Annotated in this window: 13 protein-coding genes; 9 read left to right on the top strand and 4 right to left on the bottom strand. The window is 51.2% G+C overall.

Annotated features, from left to right (window positions below):
• The first annotated feature begins 16 nt into the window (after positions 1–16).
• Together VFA_RS17500 and VFA_RS17495 are read left to right on the top strand one after the other, a co-directional pair.
• Entirely contained in the window at positions 17–1,021 is a 1,005-nt protein-coding gene (locus tag VFA_RS17500; RefSeq protein WP_004728199.1) for an efflux RND transporter periplasmic adaptor subunit, read from the top strand.
• Position 1,022: 1 nt separating this feature from the next.
• Positions 1,023–4,184, top strand: a complete 3,162-nt coding sequence (locus tag VFA_RS17495; protein WP_004728198.1) for an efflux RND transporter permease subunit — start codon at positions 1,023–1,025, stop codon at positions 4,182–4,184.
• A gap of 123 nt (positions 4,185–4,307) precedes the next feature.
• Here the strand turns inward: VFA_RS17495 and VFA_RS17490 are convergent, their stop codons facing one another.
• Positions 4,308–5,210: an endonuclease/exonuclease/phosphatase family protein gene (locus VFA_RS17490; protein WP_332306320.1), complete on the bottom strand. Its 903-nt coding sequence runs from the start codon at positions 5,208–5,210 to the stop codon at positions 4,308–4,310.
• Between the two features lie 293 nt (positions 5,211–5,503).
• Here VFA_RS17490 and nrdD point away from each other — a divergent pair, with 293 nt between their 5' ends.
• The 4 genes from nrdD to VFA_RS17470 all read left to right on the top strand — a co-directional run bounded on the left by nrdD (position 5,504) and on the right by VFA_RS17470 (position 10,028).
• Positions 5,504–7,624: an anaerobic ribonucleoside-triphosphate reductase gene (gene nrdD / locus VFA_RS17485; RefSeq protein ID WP_004728196.1), complete on the top strand. Its 2,121-nt coding sequence runs from the start codon at positions 5,504–5,506 to the stop codon at positions 7,622–7,624.
• A gap of 1 nt (position 7,625) precedes the next feature.
• Positions 7,626–8,093, top strand: a complete 468-nt coding sequence (nrdG, locus tag VFA_RS17480; RefSeq protein ID WP_004728195.1) for an anaerobic ribonucleoside-triphosphate reductase-activating protein — start codon at positions 7,626–7,628, stop codon at positions 8,091–8,093.
• A gap of 72 nt (positions 8,094–8,165) precedes the next feature.
• Entirely contained in the window at positions 8,166–9,347 is a 1,182-nt protein-coding gene (locus VFA_RS17475; RefSeq protein WP_004728194.1) for an amino acid aminotransferase, read from the top strand.
• A 30-nt stretch (positions 9,348–9,377) separates the two neighbouring features.
• Positions 9,378–10,028: an ATP-dependent zinc protease family protein gene (locus tag VFA_RS17470; protein ID WP_004728193.1), complete on the top strand. Its 651-nt coding sequence runs from the start codon at positions 9,378–9,380 to the stop codon at positions 10,026–10,028.
• Between the two features lie 170 nt (positions 10,029–10,198).
• Here the strand turns inward: VFA_RS17470 and fruA are convergent, their stop codons facing one another.
• The 3 genes from fruA to fruB are packed head-to-tail and all read right to left on the bottom strand — an operon-like array spanning position 10,199 to position 14,057.
• Complete coding sequence (gene fruA, locus VFA_RS17465; protein ID WP_004728192.1) at positions 10,199–11,941, bottom strand: PTS fructose transporter subunit IIBC; 1,743 nt, start codon at positions 11,939–11,941, stop codon at positions 10,199–10,201.
• 18 nt (positions 11,942–11,959) lie between these two features.
• Positions 11,960–12,913 carry a 1-phosphofructokinase gene (pfkB, locus tag VFA_RS17460; protein ID WP_004728191.1) on the bottom strand — a complete coding sequence of 318 codons (954 nt, stop codon included), beginning with the start codon at positions 12,911–12,913 and terminating at the stop codon, positions 11,960–11,962.
• Positions 12,914–12,923: 10 nt separating this feature from the next.
• Entirely contained in the window at positions 12,924–14,057 is a 1,134-nt protein-coding gene (fruB, locus tag VFA_RS17455; protein ID WP_004728190.1) for a fused PTS fructose transporter subunit IIA/HPr protein, read from the bottom strand.
• Positions 14,058–14,392: 335 nt separating this feature from the next.
• On the opposite strand from fruB, the gene cra reads away from it, so the two are divergent.
• The 3 genes from cra to VFA_RS17440 all read left to right on the top strand — a co-directional run bounded on the left by cra (position 14,393) and on the right by VFA_RS17440 (position 19,747).
• Positions 14,393–15,373 carry a catabolite repressor/activator gene (gene cra / locus VFA_RS17450; protein WP_004728189.1) on the top strand — a complete coding sequence of 327 codons (981 nt, stop codon included), beginning with the start codon at positions 14,393–14,395 and terminating at the stop codon, positions 15,371–15,373.
• Positions 15,374–15,559: 186 nt separating this feature from the next.
• Complete coding sequence (locus tag VFA_RS17445) at positions 15,560–16,702, top strand: exonuclease SbcCD subunit D (protein WP_004728188.1); 1,143 nt, start codon at positions 15,560–15,562, stop codon at positions 16,700–16,702.
• Positions 16,703–16,705: 3 nt separating this feature from the next.
• Positions 16,706–19,747, top strand: coding sequence for an AAA family ATPase (locus VFA_RS17440; RefSeq protein ID WP_004728187.1), 3,042 nt, complete (start codon positions 16,706–16,708; stop codon positions 19,745–19,747).
• The last annotated feature ends 67 nt before the right edge of the window (positions 19,748–19,814 follow it).

The following is a 19,814-nucleotide window of genomic DNA, read 5'->3' as shown; positions in this document are numbered from 1 at the left end:
AAAGGAGATTGACACGATGAAAGGGTTAACTTTGTCTATTCTGGTGGCACTGAGCTTTGTGAGTGGGGTGCATGCCACCGAGGGGACTGGCTTTTACACGGTGAAGACAGAACGTCTGCCGCAGGTCATTCAGTTGGATGGCATCGTGGCGCCGGTGAATCAAGGTACGGTGGCGGCGCAAACATCCGGTCGCGTGATCGGCGTGTTTGTGGATGTGAATGATCACGTGGCGCAAGGCCAAGTACTGCTTGAAATCAGTGATGTGCAGCAATCGGCATCGTTGGACGCCGCGCAGGCGCAATTGGCCAGTGCGTTGGCGCAAAACCGCGAAGCGCAGGCTCAAGTGAGCCGTTATCGCCAGTTGTTTCCTAAAGGTGCGATCTCGCGCGATCAAATGGATTCGGCTGAAGCGCGTGCTCGCAGCGCAGCAGCATCCGTCAAATCAGCTCAGGCTGCGGTGGCTCAAGCCAAAGAGTCGCTGGGGTACACCAATATCACAGCACCGTATGCCGGCGTGGTCACGCAGCGTCATGTGGAACTGGGTGAAACGGTCGCGCCGGGAACGCCGTTGGTGAGTGGTTTTTCACTGGAAAAACTCAGAATTGAAACGGACATTCCGCAGCGCTATCAGGATAAAGTGCAAGCGGTGGCGCAGTTCTATGTACGGTCACCTTCTGGTGACGTTGTCACACCAACAAACTACAGCTTATTTCGTTACGCTGACCCTCAATCTCACAATTTCAACATTCGTTTATCGTTGCCAGACAACACGCCATTGTTGATGCCGGGAATGTGGGTCAAAACTGATTTTCAGTACAGCAGCCGGGACGTGCTGTTGATCCCCAGCGCTGCGGTCATTCGCCGTGCGGAACTGAGCGCGGTGTATCGCATCGTCAATGAGGCGCGAATCCTGAATCCGATTCGTTTGGGTCAAACCTACGGCGATGCGGTGGAAGTACTGTCGGGTTTGGAAATCGGTGATGTCATTGCGACCACGTTACTTCCAGCAGAAGGGCAATGAGATGGACAAACGACTCGGTATTTCGGGTCGCATTGCTGCGGCCTTTCAAAATTCGGCCATGACGCCTTTACTGGCGTTGGTTGGCTTACTGATGGGGCTGTTTGCAGTCATCATCACCCCCAAAGAGGAAGAGCCTCAAATCGATGTGACATTTGCTGATGTCTATATTCCTTTCCCAGGCGCGACGCCAGCCGAAGTTGAGAGTTTAGTGACGACGCCGGCTGAACAGGTGATCTCTGAAATCCAAGGTATCGATAAGCTCTATTCCTTTTCTCAGCCGGATGGCGCGATGATTGTCGCGATCTTTAAAGTAGGTGTTTCACGCAACGATGCCGTGGTGCGCATCTACAACCAACTCTATTCCAATAAAGACTGGATGCCTGCGGGTGTTGGCGTCGGGGAACCCATTATCAAACCCAAAGGGATTGAAGATGTTCCGATCGTCACGATTACCTTGTCGGATCGCACTGGCCAATCGAATCAACAGCAACTGACTCAAGTTGCGCATGGGTTAGAAACCGAACTCAAGCGCATTCAAGGCACGCGCGATATTTACACCGTGGGTGGACACAACACCATCGTCGATGTGCGGCTGGATCCTGCCAAAATGAACGCTTTTGGCATCACCATCGATCAACTCAATCAAAGCTTGCCCGCAGCCAATCGTCGCTCTTCCATGCTCGCATTGACCAGTGACAACCAAACCCTGCCGCTACAAATTGGTCAGTTTTTAACGCATGTCGAGGACGTCAAACAGTTGGTGGTGGGGGTGCACAATGGATTTCCTGTGTATTTGGAAGACATTGCGACCATTGAACTTGGCGTTGACACTGCAACCCAGAATGTCTGGACCAGTGACAAAAGTGGGATCTATCCAGCCGTCACTCTGGCGATTGCTAAGAAGAGCGGTGAAAACGCGGTCGATGTGGCCAAAGCGGTGGAAGCCCGCGTCGCGGCATTGCAAAACCAACTGATCCCGCATGGTATTCATGTTGATATCACGCGTGATTACGGAAAAACCGCCGCCGATAAAAGTAACACCCTAATCGGCAAGCTGGCCTTTGCCACCACTGCGGTCGTGATTCTGGTGTTGCTGACCATGGGGTGGCGCGAAGCCATTGTGGTGGGGCTGGCGGTAATGGTGACTTTGATGATCACCTTATTTGCGTCATGGGCGTGGGGGTTTACCCTCAACCGCGTGTCGCTGTTCGCGTTGATTTTCTCCATTGGGATATTGGTCGATGATGCGATCGTGGTGGTGGAGAACATTCACCGACATATGGCGATGGGCAAACGCAAGCTGGCAGAATTAATTCCACCTGCGGTGGATGAAGTGGGCGGGCCGACCATTCTGGCCACGCTCACGGTGATCGCGGCGTTGCTGCCGATGGCGTTTGTCAGCGGCTTAATGGGGCCGTACATGAGCCCGATTCCGATTAACGCGTCGATGGGGATGCTCATTTCTCTGGCCGTGGCATTTGTCATATCCCCTTGGTTGGCTGGGCATCTGCTCAAACCCACCCACCACAAAGATGAAGGAACCGCGGCGAGTTCCGTATTCCACCGCATTATGACGCCGTTTGTGACTGCCCAACATCAAACTCGTAACCGCTTGATGCTACTGCTCGCGGTGTTCGCGTTGATCGTCGGTTCGGTCTTGCTGCCAGTGTTTGAGGCGGTGGTGCTGAAAATGCTGCCGTTTGATAACAAATCGGAGTTTCAAGTGGTGTTGGATATGCCGGAAGGGACGTCGCTTGAACGTACCCAGCGCGTGTTGTTCGACATGGGACAGGAACTGAACAAGGTCCCCGAAGTGACGGGTTACCAAATTTATGCCGGGACGGCGGCGCCGATCAACTTTAATGGACTGGTTCGTCACTATTTTATGCGAGAGCAAGCCAATCAGGGCGACATTCAAGTCAATTTGGTGGGACGGAAGGATCGTGACCGCGACAGCCATGCGATCGCCAGCGCCATTCGCCCTGTGCTAAGCCAAGTTGCTCTGAAGTTTGGCGGTAAGGTGAAAGTGGTTGAAGTGCCGCCGGGGCCGCCGGTATGGTCGCCAATCTTAGCCGAAGTGTATGGCCCAACTCCGGAAATTCGTAATCAGGCGGCACGTCAGGTGCGTGAAATTTTCCGAGCGACACCGGATATTGTCGACGTTGATATGTATCTGCCGGAATCGCATCAGAAATGGCAGGTGACGCTCGACCGCAGCAAAGCGGCGCGTTTGGGCGTCCCGTATGCATCGATTGTGGATGCGTTAGCCACGGCCGTTGGCGGAAAGCCGGTGACTTACCTGCACAGTGAACACAACAAATACCCGATTCCGGTGCAGATCCAAGCCAGTGAAACCGCCAAAATACGCTTGGTGCAACTGCTGAACATGAATGTGTCCAACCAGAGCGGGCAGGCTTACGCGCTATCTGAACTGGTCAGCGTCACGCAGACGCGAATGGAAGATTACATCGTGCACAAAAACATGGTGCCGATGGTGATGGTGGTGGGCGACATGACCGGCGCCATTGACAGCCCGCTGTACGGCATGTTCAACATTGGGTCTGCGCTTGAGGGGCAGATGAACCTCGACCAGAACTACATTCACCAACCGGATGGCCTGAGTGGCGTCGCGGTCTTGTGGGATGGGGAATGGACCATCACCTATGAAACATTCCGTGACATGGGCATCGCTTATGCGGTGGGGATGATTCTGATCTACCTGTTGGTGGTGGCGCAGTTTAAATCCTATGTGGTGCCGCTGATCATCATGGCGCCGATTCCGCTGACTATCATTGGTGTGATGCCGGGGCATGCGCTGCTTGGCGCGCAGTTCACGGCAACGTCGATGATTGGCATGATCGCTTTAGCGGGGATCATCGTGCGTAACTCGATTTTGCTGGTGGATTTCATTCATCAACAGGTCGAGCAGGGTGTGGCGTTTTCAGAAGCGGTGATTCAATCGGCGGCTGTGCGGGCAAAGCCGATTATGCTGACCGCATTGGCGGCGATGATTGGTGCAATGTTCATTCTGGATGACCCGATCTTCAACGGATTGGCTATCAGTTTGATTTTTGGGATATTTGTCTCAACAATATTAACCTTGGTGGTGATTCCCGTCCTATACTTTGTGGTGATGAAAAAACGTATTGAACCTCAATCATGAGGCTCAATGCCACAACGAAAGTTTCAAGTAACTTGTGTCTTGCCCCGCCAGTCAACGGTGGGGCTTTTTTTGTCTTGGATTTAGGTGGCCTTGGATTCATGTCGTTGAATCGGTAAGCGCTGGTTACCACTGTAGTTCACTACGCAATGGGCAATGGTCACTCAGTGCGTAACGCAACACGTCTTGGCTCTCGAAATTCACTTGTTGTGTGGCGCTTGCTTTAAGCGTTGGGCTGATGATGATGTGGTCGATCAACGAACGAAATTGATGTAGTTGATTCGGTTGCTGGCGCGAGCGCACTTTACAGGTTGCGGGTGTTTGGCGGCTGGCAAGCGTGGGTTCAATGAGGGTGCCTTGCGTCATGGTTTGCCATAACCAATCCCCGCGGTAGGCGAGGTTGTGGTTGAAATCGCCCAGAATGACATACGCTTGCTGCTTGGCTTCCCGCTGTTTGATCCACGCATTGAGTGCTTTGCCCTGTGTCAGCAATGTTTGGCAACTGGTTTGGTTAGCGCGAAACTTCCCGGAACAACCCGCTTTTAAATGCACTGACAACGTATGCACGGGCTGCGGTGAGTCTGGGTACAACACGATATAAGCTGCAAAGCGCAATTTGTGATGTCGTTTGCCATACAGATCGACATCGGCTGGGTCACTAAACGGCACGGTGTTGCGTATTGCAAAGCCGGTGTACTGATTGAGGTCTTTAAATTGATGCTGGGCGTGCGCAGGCTGCGCGCGATCCGAGAGCACGATTTGATACGCCGAACCCACCACGTTCTGGATAGCCTGCATGCTGTCGACTTCTTGAAACGCCAACACGTCGCTATTGACCGTGCGGAAATGTTTGCTCAGCGCGGCGAAATCTTCGCTGGTGCGTTTGCTTTTATCCACAGGTGCGGACGCATTCAACGTCAACCATTCAATATTCCAACTACTGATTGACAAACTTTGCGCGGACACACAGTGAGAGGAAATTAGCAGTATGGCGGACGCTAAAATTGTGGCAATTTTGTTCGTTTTCATGATGGCTCTTCTCGTCGATCTCGTTGAGGTCAGGTGCGGACAGTGTTCCACAAAAAGCAATAATTTTTATCACAAAAAATGGCGTTTGCAGGGTTTCTTTTCGCTTTGAGACTTCAAGCTATAAGATCGATTTGTTCTTGTCCATAGCCCCAAATTCGTTGATCTAAATCAATACTTTCCATTGGGTCATCTCGTTTAATACGACACAACATATAGTGTCGTTTGGATAAAGGTAAGCCCTATATAGTGTATTTGTGGATAATCCTGTGAATATGCTGGGGTAAGGAGAAAAGGTGAAACCTATCGTAATCAAACGTGATGGCTCAAAAGCCCCGTTTAACCGAGATCGTATCCAAGCTGCAGTCGAAAGTGCAGCGGAAGAAGTCAACAGTGAAATTGCGATTTACGCATTGAATGTTGCATTGGCAGTCGAACTCAAACTCAAAGAGTACGAAGAAGTTCGAATCGCAGAAATTCAGACACTGGTAGAGAACGAGCTAATGCAAGGGCCGTACAAAGCATTAGCTCGTTCATACATCGAGTACCGACATGACCGCGACGTGGCACGAGAGAAGCAGAGCAAACTGACGCAGGAGATCGAAGGCCTGATTCAAGAGAGCAATGCGGATCTGCTCAACGAAAACGCGAACAAAGACGGTAAAGTTATCCCGACTCAACGTGACCTTCTGGCGGGTATCGTGGCCAAGCACTATGCGAAAACTCGCATTCTGCCGCGTGACATCGTTCAAGCGCACGAAGAGGGCGACCTGCACTATCACGATCTCGATTACGCGCCGTTCTTCCCGATGTTCAACTGTATGTTGATTGATCTAAAAGGCATGCTGACACACGGCTTCAAAATGGGTAACGCGGAAATTGACACGCCTAAATCCATTTCGACCGCAACGGCCGTCACTGCGCAGATCATCGCACAAGTGGCGAGCCATATTTACGGCGGCACAACCATCAACCGCATTGATGAAGTGCTGGCACCTTACGTCTCTGCCAGCTACCAAAAACATCTGGCGATTGCGAAAGAGTGGGATATTCGCGATCCGGAAGAGTTTGCCAAAGTGCGCACCGAGAAAGAGTGTTACGACGCGTTCCAATCACTGGAATACGAAGTGAACACCCTGCACACCGCGAACGGTCAAACGCCATTCGTGACACTGGGTTTTGGTTTGGGCACCAGCTGGGAATCGCGTTTGATCCAAACCTCGATCCTGAAAAACCGCATTGCGGGCTTGGGCAAAAACCGTAAAACGGCCGTGTTCCCTAAATTGGTATTTGCCATCAAAGATGGTCTGAACCATAAAGCGGGCGATCCAAACTACGACATCAAACAATTGGCACTAGATTGCGCAACCAAACGCATGTACCCAGACATTCTGAACTACGACAAAGTGGTCGAAGTCACTGGCTCATTCAAAACGCCAATGGGTTGCCGTAGCTTCTTGAACACGTTTGAAGAGAACGGAGAACTGGTTCATGAAGGCCGTAACAACTTGGGCGTAGTGAGTTTGAACCTACCGCGTATTGCGATTCGTGCGAAAGGCGATCTCAACAAGTTTTACGAGTTGTTGGATGAAAAACTCAAACTGGCACGTCGCGCATTGGAAACCCGTATCCACCGCTTGGAAAATGTCAAAGCCCGTGTGGCGCCAATCCTTTATATGGAAGGTGCGTGTGGCGTGCGCTTGAATGCGAACGACTCGATTGCGGACATTTTCAAAAACGGTCGTGCGTCGATTTCATTGGGCTACATCGGTGTGCATGAAACCATGAACGCGTTGTTTGGCCAAGGAACACACGTGTTTGATGACAGCGAACTGCGTGAACACGCGGTGAACATCATTCGTAAACTGCGTGAAGCGGTCGACACATGGAAAGAAGAAACAGGCTACGCCTTTAGCTTGTACGGTACACCAAGTGAAAACTTGTGCAGCCGCTTCTGCCGCATTGATACCAAAGAGTTCGGTGTGATTCCTGGTGTGACCGATAAAGGTTACTACACCAACAGCTTCCACTTGGATGTTGAGAAAAAAGTGAACCCATACGACAAGATCGATTTCGAATTGCCGTACCCACACATCTCAAGTGGTGGTTTCATTTGTTACGGTGAGTTCCCGAACATGCAACGTAACGTTGAAGCGTTGGAAAACGTCTGGGATTACAGCTACACCCGCGTTCCTTATTACGGCACCAATACGCCGATTGATGAGTGCTACGAGTGTGGTTACACCGGTGAATTCGACTGTACCAGCAAAGGCTTTGTGTGTCCGAAATGCGGCAACCATGAGCCAAGCAAAGTGTCGGTGATTCGTCGTGTATGTGGTTACTTGGGTAGCCCAGATGCACGTCCATTCAACGTCGGCAAACAAGAAGAAGTGAAACGTCGAGTGAAACATCTGTAATATGAATTATCATCAATACTATCCGATTGATGTGGTTAACGGGCTGGGAACGCGCTGTACGCTGTTCGTTTCCGGCTGCGTTCATCAGTGTCGCGGTTGTTACAATCAAAGTACTTGGTCGTTGGATTCGGGTCATCCATTTACGCAAGCATTGGAAGACCAAATCATCCATGACCTCAACGATACCCGCATTCCACGTCGTGGCTTGTCGCTGTCTGGTGGCGATCCACTGCATCCGCAAAACGTGGCATCGGTGTTGAAGTTGGTCAAGCGGGTCAAAAGCGAGTGTCCGGGCAAAGATATCTGGCTCTGGACGGGTTACCTGTTGGCAGAATTGAGTGCAGAACAGCGTGAGCTGGTTGACCTGATCGACGTACTGATTGATGGTAAGTTCGAAAAAGAGCTGGCTGACCCAAGCCTTCACTGGCGTGGCAGCAGCAATCAGGTGATTCACCACTTCAAATTGTAAAAAAACCTTTAGGTTTTTACCTATCTAGTGTTTACTGAAAGTCACGATGAATTTCAAAGGGTTGTGACTTTCATGTTTTCCCACTTACCAACACCAGCTTTAGATCCAATTCTCTCTTTGTCCGTTGCTTACCGAAATGATCCTCGTCCTGAAAAAGTGGATCTCGGCATCGGTGTGTACAAAAACAGCCAAGGCGAAACGCCCATCATGCGCGCTGTGCAACAAGCACAGGACATCGTCGTATCCACACAGAAAACCAAATCTTACGTTGGCCTCGCCGGTTGTGAAGAGTTTAACCGCAGCATGCTCAATCTTGTGCTGGGGGAATCGTTAGTCACAGAACGTGTGACTGCCATTCAAACTCCAGGGGCGAGTGGTGCGCTGCGTATGTTGGGCGATCTCATGCGTGTGGCACAGCCTGAAACAACGGTCTGGCTCACGGATCCGAGTTATGTGAACCACAAACCGGTGATGGAAGCGGCAGGCTTGAAAGTGAAGTACTACGCTTATTTCAGTCGCGAGACCAAGATGGTCGACACTGAACGCATGTTGACGGATCTTGCGCACGCGGGCCCGAAAGATGTGGTGCTGTTGCACGGCTGTTGTCACAACCCAACCGGTGCAGATATCGACTTTGCTGCTTGGCAAGCGATCACCGCGCTGTCGCAGAAAAACGGGTTCATTCCGTTTGTGGATATTGCTTATCAAGGATTTGGTGATGGTCTGGACGACGATGCAAAAGGGCTACGTCACATGGCGAGCCATGTCGAAGAGATGTTGGTGACGTCATCGTGTTCAAAGAACTTTGGTTTGTATCGTGAACGCACGGGTGTGGCGATCGTGCTGGGCAAAACGGCCAACGATGTCGCCAATGCGCGCGGTAAAATGTTGACGCTGGCTCGCTCGACTTACACCATGCCACCGGACCACGGCGCGGCGCTTGTCAAAACGGTGTTACAAAACGAACAGCTAACAACCATCTGGAAGCAAGAGCTGAGTGAAATGCAACAACGTTTGTTAAGCCTTCGTCAAACCTTATGTAAAGAGTTGAGAAATCAACACAATACGTCACAATTTGACTTCATCGAAAGCCATAAGGGCATGTTTACTGTCCTCGGTTTCGCGCCACAACAGATGGCACGTTTACGCGAAGAGTTCGGTATTTACGGTGTGGCAGATGGCCGCATCAATATTGCAGGTCTGACGGAGAAAGACATTCCTTATGTGGCGGATGCGATAGTTAAAGTCTCATAACGTTAGTTAGCAGTTTGATTAGGTGAATGAATGAAACAACAATGGAAACTCCTGGTTCCTTTGATGCTGAGTGGCGGTCTGGTTGCGTGTGTGACAACACCAACCGAGCGTACGGCGGATGCAGAGAAGAAGGAACAGACTCAATTTGAACAACCTAAGCAGGAAGCAACCGAGAGCGCCAAGGATAAGGCCGGTAAGAAATCAGAAACCCAATCAGTGAAGAAAGAAGTCGTGGTGCTGAAAGCGACGAAAACATCGGATGGTAAACTCATTTTAGGTGAAAAAGAGTGGGTCTATGTTCCGGGGTTGAAAGAAACCTTTCGTGCACGCATTGATACAGGCGCAACCACATCGTCCATCAGTGCCGTCGATATCACGCCATTTGAGCGCGATGGTAAAGATTGGGTGAAATTCCGTATCGAGCATGACGGCATTAAAAGTGAAGAAGTGAGCCTGCCCGTTGAGCGTTGGGTGCACATTCGTCAGTCGAGCTCCGACAGCACGCAGCGCCGCGCCATTGTGATGGCATGGATTGAAATTGGTGACCTGAAAGAGAAAACTGAATTCACGCTGGCCGACCGCACGCACTTAACCTTCCCAGTTTTGCTGGGACGTAGCTTCTTTAAAGATGTTGCGGTGGTAGATGTTGGCCGTCAATACGTTCAGCCGAAACACAAATAAGCGAGCGATACACGCGAAGCAAAAAGAAAAGCCAGCAGAGATGCTGGCTTTTTCATGGCCGCCATTTACGTGAGGGGGCGGCGTGGGGGATTGACACTAATAAAAAAGCCAGTGAGAGGAGCATCACTCACTGGCTAGCCAAGATCGGTAATTGGCTTAATTCATCAAAATTATGCAGTCACTGCGGCTTTGGCTTGAGCGCGAGACTTCAGGAATGCGTAACCGACACCAGTCACTACCGTACCTGCGGCAATCGCCACCAAGTACATCAAGACTGGGCTGATCGCATTTGGAATCAGCAGTACAAACAGGCCGCCGTGTGGTGCCATCAGTTTGGCGCCGAACAGCATAGACAATGCACCAGTCAGTGCACCACCCACCATACATGATGGAATCACGCGCATTGGGTCTTTCGCCGCAAATGGAATCGCGCCTTCAGAGATAAAGCACAGACCCAGAACAAAAGAGGCTTTACCCGCTTCACGTTCACTTGGTTCAAACTTATCGCGAGCCAAGAAGGTAGCCAAGCCCATACCCAGCGCAGGCACCATACCAGCAGCCATGATGGCAGCCATTGGCGCGTAAGTTTGTGATGCCAGCAAGCCCACACCAAAGGTGTATGCTGCTTTGTTTACTGGGCCACCCAAGTCGAAACACATCATGGCGCCAAGAATCACACCCAGCAACACCGCGTTCGCTGAACCCATGTTGTTGAGGAACTCGGTCATGGCAGACATGATGCCAGCAACCGGGCCACCGACAACGTAGATCATCACCAAACCTGTGACCAAACTGGCGAGGAACGGAATGATCAGGATAGGTTTCAATGCTTCCATAGATTGTGGAAGTTGCACTTTATCAGCAATGAATTTTGCAGAGTAACCCGCGATGAAACCTGCTGCGATACCGCCCAAGAAGCCAGAACCAATTGAACTTGCCAACATACCGCCGATCAAACCCGGAGCAAGGCCCGGACGGTCAGCGATGGAGAACGCAATGTAACCAGCAAGCACCGGAATCATCAGTGCGAAAGCAGAGCCACCACCGATGGACATCAGCGCAGCAGCCAGTGTGCCTTCTTCTTTAAACGCTTCGATACCGAATACGAAGGAGAGTGCGATGATCAAACCACCAGCAACCACCACAGGTAGCATGTGTGACACGCCGGTCATCAGGTGTTTATAGACGCCTTTTTTCTCTTCAGTTGCAGCAGACGCATTGGCCGAACCCGCGTGTTGATAAACCGTGGCTTGTACGAACGCTTTGTCCATCTCTTCAGCAGTTTTCTTCAGTGCAGGACCTGTTTTCGTGCGGTACATTTTCTTACCGTTGAAACGATCCAGAGGAACTTCGATGTCGGCTGCGATGATGACCAAATCAGCATCGGCAATTTCTTGGTCAGTCAGTTGGTTTTTTGCCCCAACTGAGCCGCGAGTTTCCACTTTAATTTGGTAACCGCGACGTTTACCTTCTTCTTCCAAGGCTTCTGCCGCCATGAACGTATGCGCGACACCTGTTGGACAAGCGGTGATGGCGACGATCTTCTTGGCGCTTTCCGGCGCAGACGCTGCTGGCGCTGCAAACGTGGTTGCTGCCGAAGCAGAAAGCTCGCTGGCTTGCTCCGCTGCGGCTTTCAGGTACGCGACAGGATCGCTGGTGCACGCTGAAATGTCGCTTTGGTAGACATTTTTGCCCACGAAGCGTGTGGTGTCGACGGGCGTGTTTGCCGCGACAATCACCAGTTCCGCTGCCGCAATTTCGGCGTCAGTGAGGGTGTGTCCTTCCAGCACGGATGAATGGCATTCCACCGCGGCTGTCCAGTTCAGGGATTTGGCTGCCTGTTCTAGTAGACCAGCAGCGATAATGCTATTTGCAACGCCGCTCGGGCATGCAGTAATAATGGCAATATTCATAGATGCGACCTTCTGTCCTTAGTCGTTAGCGGCAACACTAACGGGTTGTAATTGGATTTGTTGTTGTAGGGTGACTAATTGTTCAGCGTTTGGCACACCGACACCCACCTGCGTAACCGCAAGGGCAGAGAGGGCAGTGGCAAACGTGATCAGTTCTTCTTTATTCATCGCTTGCATGTGGCCCCAGCATAAACCGGCCACCAGTGTGTCGCCCGCACCTACGGTACTGACGACAGACATACGAGGCGGCTTCGCATGAAGCCATACGCCTTGGTTGAACCACATGGTGCCGTCTGCACCCATGGATACCACAATATTCTCAATGCCTTTGTCGGCCAGATGTTCGGCGGCGCTGCGGCATTCTTGTGGGGTATGCAGTTCACGCCCCACGAATTGAGAAAGCTCTTCGTCGTTTGGTTTAATCAACCAAGGTTGCGCGTTGAGGCCTGCGGCCAACGCATCGCGGCTGCTATCAAACAACACTTTTTTGCCCATGCTGTGCAGTTTTTCAATCCACGAGGCACACAACTCAGGCGACACGCCAGACGGCAAGCTACCGGCCATGACGAAGTATTCGTGCTCTTCGGCCAATGCCATCAGTGTGCGTTCAAACACGGCAATGTCTTCTGGCAACACTTGAATGCCGGGGAAGTTGATGTCACTCACTTCACCACTGGCTTCTACCAGTTTGACGTTGATGCGCGTTGCGCCATTGATACGAACGAATTGGTCATTCGCGCCCATGTCAGCAAACAGTTGGCAGAACATTTCTTGGTTATCACGGCCTAGGAAACCGGTCACGGTGACTTCTGCACCGAGATCGCTCAGCACTTTGGCAACGTTCACCCCTTTACCCGCGGCATGAAGGTTACCTTCTTTGACCAAGCTGACGGAGCCAACGTTGAGTGTGCTTAGGCTACCGGTTAGATCCAGCGCTGGGTTCAGTGTGATGGTGACGACTTTATTTGTCATGTCGCGCTCCTTACTCACCGAGGCCAGAATTGATGGCTGCGCCAATCGATTCCAGCGCCTGTGCTGCATCTGGGCCTTCTGCGATAAATTGCAGTTGGTGACCGTGTTTTACGCCGAGCGCGATCACTTTCATCAAGCTCTTCGCGTTCACTGCTTTGCCGTCACCATCCAGGTTAGAGACTTTAATGTTTGATTCGAATTTCTTCGCTTCAGCCACCAACATCGCGCCTGGGCGAGCATGAAGGCCGTGCGAGTTTTTGATTTTGAAGACGGCCACATTGCCTTCACCGGCAGCCGCAGGGGCGTCTTGTTCATCCTGTGTGAATAGGGCAACCAGCGCTTCAGCTGAGGCGCTCAGCAGTTTTTCTTGCTGTTGCTTAAACACGATGTCTGAGATTTTGTTGAGGAACGCTTGGTGCGCACTGTTACATGCTGCAAACGCAATCAGCGCTTTCACCGCAACGCCGTCGTATTCGCAATCGTTCGCTGTGGAAACAAAAGACATGCCGGTGCGTTTGACTGCTTTATTGCTGCTAACCAGCCACAAGCCTTTACCCAGATGTGTCGACGCTTTGGTGACCAAATCCGCAACGAATTCTGCTTCAGCACAACCGGTGTTTTTCAGCAGGCCGCCAGCCACGGCGCTCATTTGCACCATGTCACTTGCTGGGAACAGCAATTGAATCAATGAGGCATCAAAATCAGCGTCAAATTGCACGTCGCCGTTCAGCAGGGCAATGATGTCGTTTTCGGTTTTCGCTTGTTTCAGCTTCTCTTCCACACCATCTGCAGACAAAACTTTGGTCAACTGTTTCAGAATGCCCAAGTGTTCATCTGATTTTGCAGCGATGCCAATAGCCACGTAAACCGTGTTGCCGTCGCCCCAATCCACCCCCGCAGGGAAGTGGTGTACAGCGACGCCTGTTTCTTTCACGAGATCACGGGTGTCGGTTGTGCCGTGGGGGATGGCAATACCATTGCCCAAAAAGGTTGAGTTTTGTGCTTCGCGGTTAAGCATGCCTTCGACGTAGCCTGCCTCGACTAAACCTTTGGCCGCGAGATCAGCAGCGATTGAGCGGATGGCATCCAACTTGTTTGACTGTGCTTGCGCCAGTTGGATGTCGTTTTGAGAGAGTTGCAGCATGTTTGGCCCCTTTTATTACGCCATGTGACGGCGTTTTTTGTTGTCACCGCATGGCAATTGCGGTGTCAGGTGTTACCCTGCTTTATAATACTTGCTGAATCGGTTCAGCATTTAGTTCAAAAAATTCAGCAAAACCACCAACCGGCGAAATCATTTGCTGTTATAGGTGTAGTTTAAAAAAGCTAAAAGCTCCAAAAACTCGACATCGCTATCAATTTGAGATTTTGCTGAATCCTTTCAGCTTCAATACTGAATCGATTCAGCGTATAATTCAACACCATCAAGGATCGAAAGGTTATTTCTATGATCCGCCGCACATAACCTGAGTACTGGATATGACACTAGATGAAATTGCTAAGTTGGCTGGTGTGTCGAAAACGACCGCAAGCTATGTGATCAACGGCAAGGCACATAAATATCGAATTAGCGAAAAGACACAGCAAAAGGTCATGGCGGTGGTGGATGCGCACAATTACCGTCCCGATCACGCCGCATCAGCGTTGCGGGCAGGAAACAGTCGCTCCTTTGGTTTGATCATTCCTGACTTGGAAAACACCAGTTACGCCAAACTCGCGAAATTGCTCGAGCAGAATTCGCGCAAAGCTGGTTATCAGATTCTGATTGCATGTTCCGATGACGACCCTGAAACCGAAATGAGTGTCGCGGATGCCTTGGTGTCACGTCGAATCGATGCGTTGTTTGTCGCCAGCACGATGCCCAATGCCAGCGAGTTCTATCTGAAAATGCAAAACTCAGGGACGCCGGTGATCGCCATTGACCGTCCGTTAGATGATGAATACTTCGCCTGTGTGATTAGCGAAGATTTTGGCGCGGCATTTGAGCTGACCAATTCACTGCTCAATGCCAACGTCAAAACGGTCGGGTTGGTGGGCGCACTTCCTGAACTGAATATCTCCCAAGAACGTCAGTTGGGGTTTGAGTCTGCGTTAAAGGTTAATCAAATCGCCGCGAAAGTGGGTTATGGGGAGCACTTTAACCGGAACGAAGGCCGCCGCGTGTTTGAACAATGGGTGGCTGCGGGTGATGTACCTGATGCGGTGGTGGCAACATCTTACACGCTGCTTGAGGGGATTTTAGATGTGCTGCTTGCGCATCCGGCATTAATGCAAAACGTCCGCTTAGCAACCTTTGGTGATAATCGCTTGCTTGATTTTCTGCCGCTTAAAATCAACTCACTGCCACAGCAATTTGAGGTTATTGCGGACAGTGCGTTAGCGCTGGCGCTGAACGCTTCTGCAAAACGTTATCAGACGGGGGTGGAACTGGTGCCGCGTCGCTTAAAAGTTCGCGCGTGATCACATCGCGCAACCTTGGGCGTGAATGTTTAGTCATTGATGCCCCTTGAGCATTGAAACCCAGCGACACCTAGTGCCGCAGGGGACGATCTATCTTCAATCTTTTCCCTTCATGCATCGCATTTCCAGTCAAAACGAGTATCATAAGCACAAATTACTCATAGATATTCGTTCAACAGGCTAGGAATGAAGTTTCTTCACACCTCTGATTGGCACTTAGGTCGCCAATTTCACAATGTGTCTCTTCTAGAAGATCAGCGTTACGTCCTCAATCAATTAATTGATTATTTAGAAAATAATCCCGTTGATGCCGTCATTGTGGCGGGGGATGTGTATGACCGTTCTGTACCGCCGACCATTGCGATTGAACTGTTGGATGACGTGGTCAGCCGCATTTGTACGGAATTGTCGATTCCGATGATTGTGATTCCGGGTAACCACGATGGTGCCAAGCGCCTTGGTTTTGCTGCTAAACAGATGAAAAATGCGGGTTTGCACATCATCAGCGATTTTGAACAGATGATGACGCCCGTTGTTTTATCCTCGCCGCAGGCGGGTGAAGTAGCGTTTTATGGCATGCCTTACAACGACCCAGAGCAGGTTCGTCATCATTATCAAACCATCGTCACCACCCATGATGACGCGCATCAGTTTCTGTGCGAGCAAATCAAAGCGGCATTGAATCCGTCACAACGTCACGTATTAATCAGTCACTGCTTTGTGGATGGGGCGATGGAATCCGAGTCAGAGCGACCGCTGTCGATTGGTGGTTCCGATCGGGTCAATCATGAACATTTTTCGAGCTTTGACTACGTGGCGTTAGGGCATTTGCATCAGCCACAGCAAAAAGGTGAAGCGCATATCCGCTATTCTGGCTCGTTGATGAAATACAGTTTCTCCGAGCAGCATCAGAAAAAAGGCATGACATTGGTGGAATTCAACGACGCCGGTTTTGTGTCTGCGCAGCAGATTCCGCTGAATGCGCCACATGACATGCGCATCATCGAAGGTGAACTGGATGACTTGCTGGCGCAAGGGAAAACTGACCCCCACCATCACGATTACTTGTTGGTGCGTTTGCAAGACAAACACGCGATTTTGGATCCGATGGATAAGTTGCGAAAGGTGTATCCCAACGTTTTGCACCTCGAAAAACCGGGCATGCTGATTGGTGTGGATCAGGAAATGGGCCGCGCACGTTTGGCACGCGGTGAAATGGACATGTTCCGCGATTTCTTCCTTGAAGCGAAGCAAGAAGCGCTCACCGAGCAACAAGAATCGGCCATGGCCGACGTGATTCAGTCTCTCAAGCAAGCGGAGCAACATTGATTTATGCGCCCGATTAAACTGACTTTGCAAGGATTCGGCCCGTTTGCGTCGCAAGAAGTGGTCGACTTTACCCAACTGGGGCACGCGCCGCTGTTTTTGATCAATGGCCCAACGGGCGCGGGTAAAAGCTCAATTCTCGATGCCATTTGTTACGCTTTGTATGGCGAGACGACTGGCAGCGAACGTACGGGCGACCAAATGCGCTGTGACTACGCCGACGAAGGGGTGATCACCGAAATTCAATTTAGCTTTGAACTGGGCGGACGTGTGTTTAACGTGACTCGTAGCCCGGATCAAGACGTGCCGAAAAAACGCGGAGAAGGCACCACCAAAAAAGCTCACAGTGCCACATTGTGTGAGTGGGTGGATGGGGAAGAAAAGCTGATTGCGAATCGTCCTAATCCGGTCGCGAAAGCCATGGTGGATCTGATTGGTTTGGACGTGAAACAGTTCCGCCAAGTGATGGTGATTCCGCAAGGCAAATTCCGTGAACTGTTGATTGCCAATTCAAAAGAGCGTGAGCAGATCTTTGGTCAGCTGTTCCAAACGCACATTTATACGCAAATTGAACGCACCTTGTTTGAGCGTGCGGCGGGCATTCGCAAAGAAAAAGACGAATTCGATAATCAAATCAAAGGCGCGCTAGATGTAGTTTCGGTCAGCTCGGAAGAAGCGCTGCAAGAAGAAAAGACGAAGCTGGCCCCTGTGCTGAAAGCGGCGGATGAAGCGTATCAAACTGCGCAAAAAGCTCTGGACGCATTAAAGCAGCAACACACGGCTGCATTAGATCTGCAACAAAAATTCAGCCAGAAAGCGACGCTCGATACCACGTTGCACGCTGAATTAGCAAAGCAAAGTGAGATGGATGCGATTCGCGCTCGCAAACAGCAGGCGCTGCAGGCGGCGCGTCTCGATTCGCCGTTTAACGAACTGCGCAGTGCTGAAAAGCAGTTTACGTTGGCGCAAACCGCTGTTGCGGAGAAAACCAACGCTGTTGCTCTGGCGGAAACACAGGTTGCGAACGCGGACGTGGCTTATCAGGCTGCGCTGAAAAACGCCGAGCAAGTGGATGCGCTCAATACGCAGCTTCATCAACTTGAAATCACAGGCAAAAAGTTTGCTGAGTTAGATAAGTGGCAGAAAGAGTTGAGTCAGGCATCGTCAACGTTAACCGGGATTCAACAAGCGTTTCAACAGGCGGAGCAAGCGCTGCAATCGCTTGAAGAACAGATTGTGACAAAGCGCAGCGAGAAAGAAGCGGCGCAACTGCAGTTTGCGTCACTCGACAGCAAGCGCGCCAGTTTGAATCTGGTCAATGACCACATTGAACGACGCACACGCCTGAACCAGCTTATTCAACAACTGGGCGAGAAAGCCAAACTCTTGGCGCGCGCTGAAACGGCGTATCGTGAGGCGACGGAGCAGACGCGCTTGGCCAAACAACAAGCGGATCAGTGCGAATACGTGTGGCACACCAATCAAGCGGCGGAACTCGCAAAAATTCTTCAGGAAGGCGATGCTTGCCCGGTATGTGGCAGTCATTCACATCCGAATCTGGCACAGTTTTCTGGTGACGTTGTCACAAAAGAACAAGTCCAACAGGCGCGTGAGCGTCAACAAGTGGCTGCAAATGCAGAAACGCAAGCGTTGAAGCAGCACGAGGCCATGGCCGCAGAGCACCATCATCTCAAACAAGATGTGACGCAGTTAGAAACCACGCTGCAAGAGAAGTCGATTGCAGAACTGGCGGAACTGCAGCATCAGCAACAACAATTGACGGATGAAATCGCGCGTTTGTCCGCGATCAATCCTGCGCAGATTGAACAGCAATTGCAGCAATTGGAAGCAAACCTTGCTACTGCGAAGCTCACCTTGGATTCGCACCATGCCGCACGTCAAACAGCAGAGAAATCGATGACGGAAGCGCAAACGCGTGTCGATGATCTGCAACGCGACATTACATCCGATTTCAAGACCGTAGATGAAGTGCGCCAGCGATACAGCCAGGTTCAAAAACAAGTCAAAGCGTTGGTGGAAGCGGAGCAGCAAACTCGCGCGGCGCTCAATACAGCGCAGAACCAACGTGCGTCGGCGCTGGCGGCGCTGAGCAGCGCAAACGAGCAGCACCAAGCGTGGGACAAAGAGCAGCAACGCACGCAAGTGCAATGGCAACAGGCGCTCAGTGCAACGGCGTTTGCCGATCCTGAAGCGTATCTGGCCGCAAGGTTGGATGAAGCCGCATTGGCGGCGTTGGATGAACAAGTGCGCCGTTACGACGAAAGCTTGGCCACGTTGAAAGGCAAATTGGACAGCCTGACACAAGCGCTGGCAGACCAGACGCCACCACAAATGGCGCAATTGGAAGCGTCGCTTACTGCGCAACAGGATGCGGTGAATAGCGCGTTTAACGCGTTGAAAGTGCATCTTTCTCGCATGGACAGCCTCAATCAGGTCGAGCAGAAGCTGGCCCAGTTGTACGCGAAAAATGCAGAACTGGATAAAGCGTATCAGGTTTACGGCACGTTAAGTGACATTGCTAATGGTCGCACCGGCGCGAAAGTGAGTTTGCACCGTTTTGTACTCGGTGTCTTGCTTGATGACGTGTTGATTCAAGCCTCTCAACGTTTGCAGCGAATGAGTAAAGGCCGCTATTTGCTAAAACGTAAGGAAGAGCGTGCCAAAGGGAATGCAGGGTCTGGCCTCGATTTGATGGTTGAAGATGGTTACACCGGAAAGTGGCGCGATGTGGCAACGCTATCCGGCGGTGAATCCTTCATGGCTGCGTTGTCGCTTGCTTTGGGGCTGTCGGACGTGGTGCAGTCGTACAGCGGGGGTATTCGCCTCGACACGCTGTTTATTGATGAAGGCTTTGGCAGCTTGGATCCGGAGTCACTCGATCTGGCGATTCAAACGTTGGTTGATCTGCAACAGGGCGGTAGAACGATTGGGATTATCTCGCATGTAACTGAGTTGAAAGAACAAATTGCACTCAGGTTGGACGTGGAAACCAGCGGTCGCGGCAGTTCGATCAAATTGGTGGCTTAACTGGTTGTAGTAGGCATGTGGTTTGCTTTGTGCTACTTGTTTATGAGAAAGCATGAAAAAAGTCACT

This window comes from Vibrio furnissii CIP 102972, assembly GCF_000176175.1.
GTDB lineage: Bacteria > Pseudomonadota > Gammaproteobacteria > Enterobacterales > Vibrionaceae > Vibrio > Vibrio furnissii.
The sequence above is the reverse complement of the archived record's forward strand: the minus strand, read 5'-3'. Positions and strand labels throughout refer to the sequence as shown.

Coding starts and splice junctions, on each gene's coding strand:
- VFA_RS17500 (WP_004728199.1), top strand. CDS start 17: ATGAAAGGGTTAACTTTGTCTATTCTGGTGGCACTGAGCTTTGTGAGT.
- VFA_RS17495 (WP_004728198.1), top strand. CDS start 1,023: ATGGACAAACGACTCGGTATTTCGGGTCGCATTGCTGCGGCCTTTCAA.
- VFA_RS17490 (WP_332306320.1), bottom strand. CDS start 5,210: ATGAAAACGAACAAAATTGCCACAATTTTAGCGTCCGCCATACTGCTA.
- nrdG (WP_004728195.1), top strand. CDS start 7,626: ATGAATTATCATCAATACTATCCGATTGATGTGGTTAACGGGCTGGGA.
- VFA_RS17475 (WP_004728194.1), top strand. CDS start 8,166: ATGTTTTCCCACTTACCAACACCAGCTTTAGATCCAATTCTCTCTTTG.
- VFA_RS17470 (WP_004728193.1), top strand. CDS start 9,378: ATGAAACAACAATGGAAACTCCTGGTTCCTTTGATGCTGAGTGGCGGT.
- fruA (WP_004728192.1), bottom strand. CDS start 11,941: ATGAATATTGCCATTATTACTGCATGCCCGAGCGGCGTTGCAAATAGC.
- pfkB (WP_004728191.1), bottom strand. CDS start 12,913: ATGACAAATAAAGTCGTCACCATCACACTGAACCCAGCGCTGGATCTA.
- fruB (WP_004728190.1), bottom strand. CDS start 14,057: ATGCTGCAACTCTCTCAAAACGACATCCAACTGGCGCAAGCACAGTCA.
- cra (WP_004728189.1), top strand. CDS start 14,393: ATGACACTAGATGAAATTGCTAAGTTGGCTGGTGTGTCGAAAACGACC.
- VFA_RS17445 (WP_004728188.1), top strand. CDS start 15,560: ATGAAGTTTCTTCACACCTCTGATTGGCACTTAGGTCGCCAATTTCAC.
- VFA_RS17440 (WP_004728187.1), top strand. CDS start 16,706: ATGCGCCCGATTAAACTGACTTTGCAAGGATTCGGCCCGTTTGCGTCG.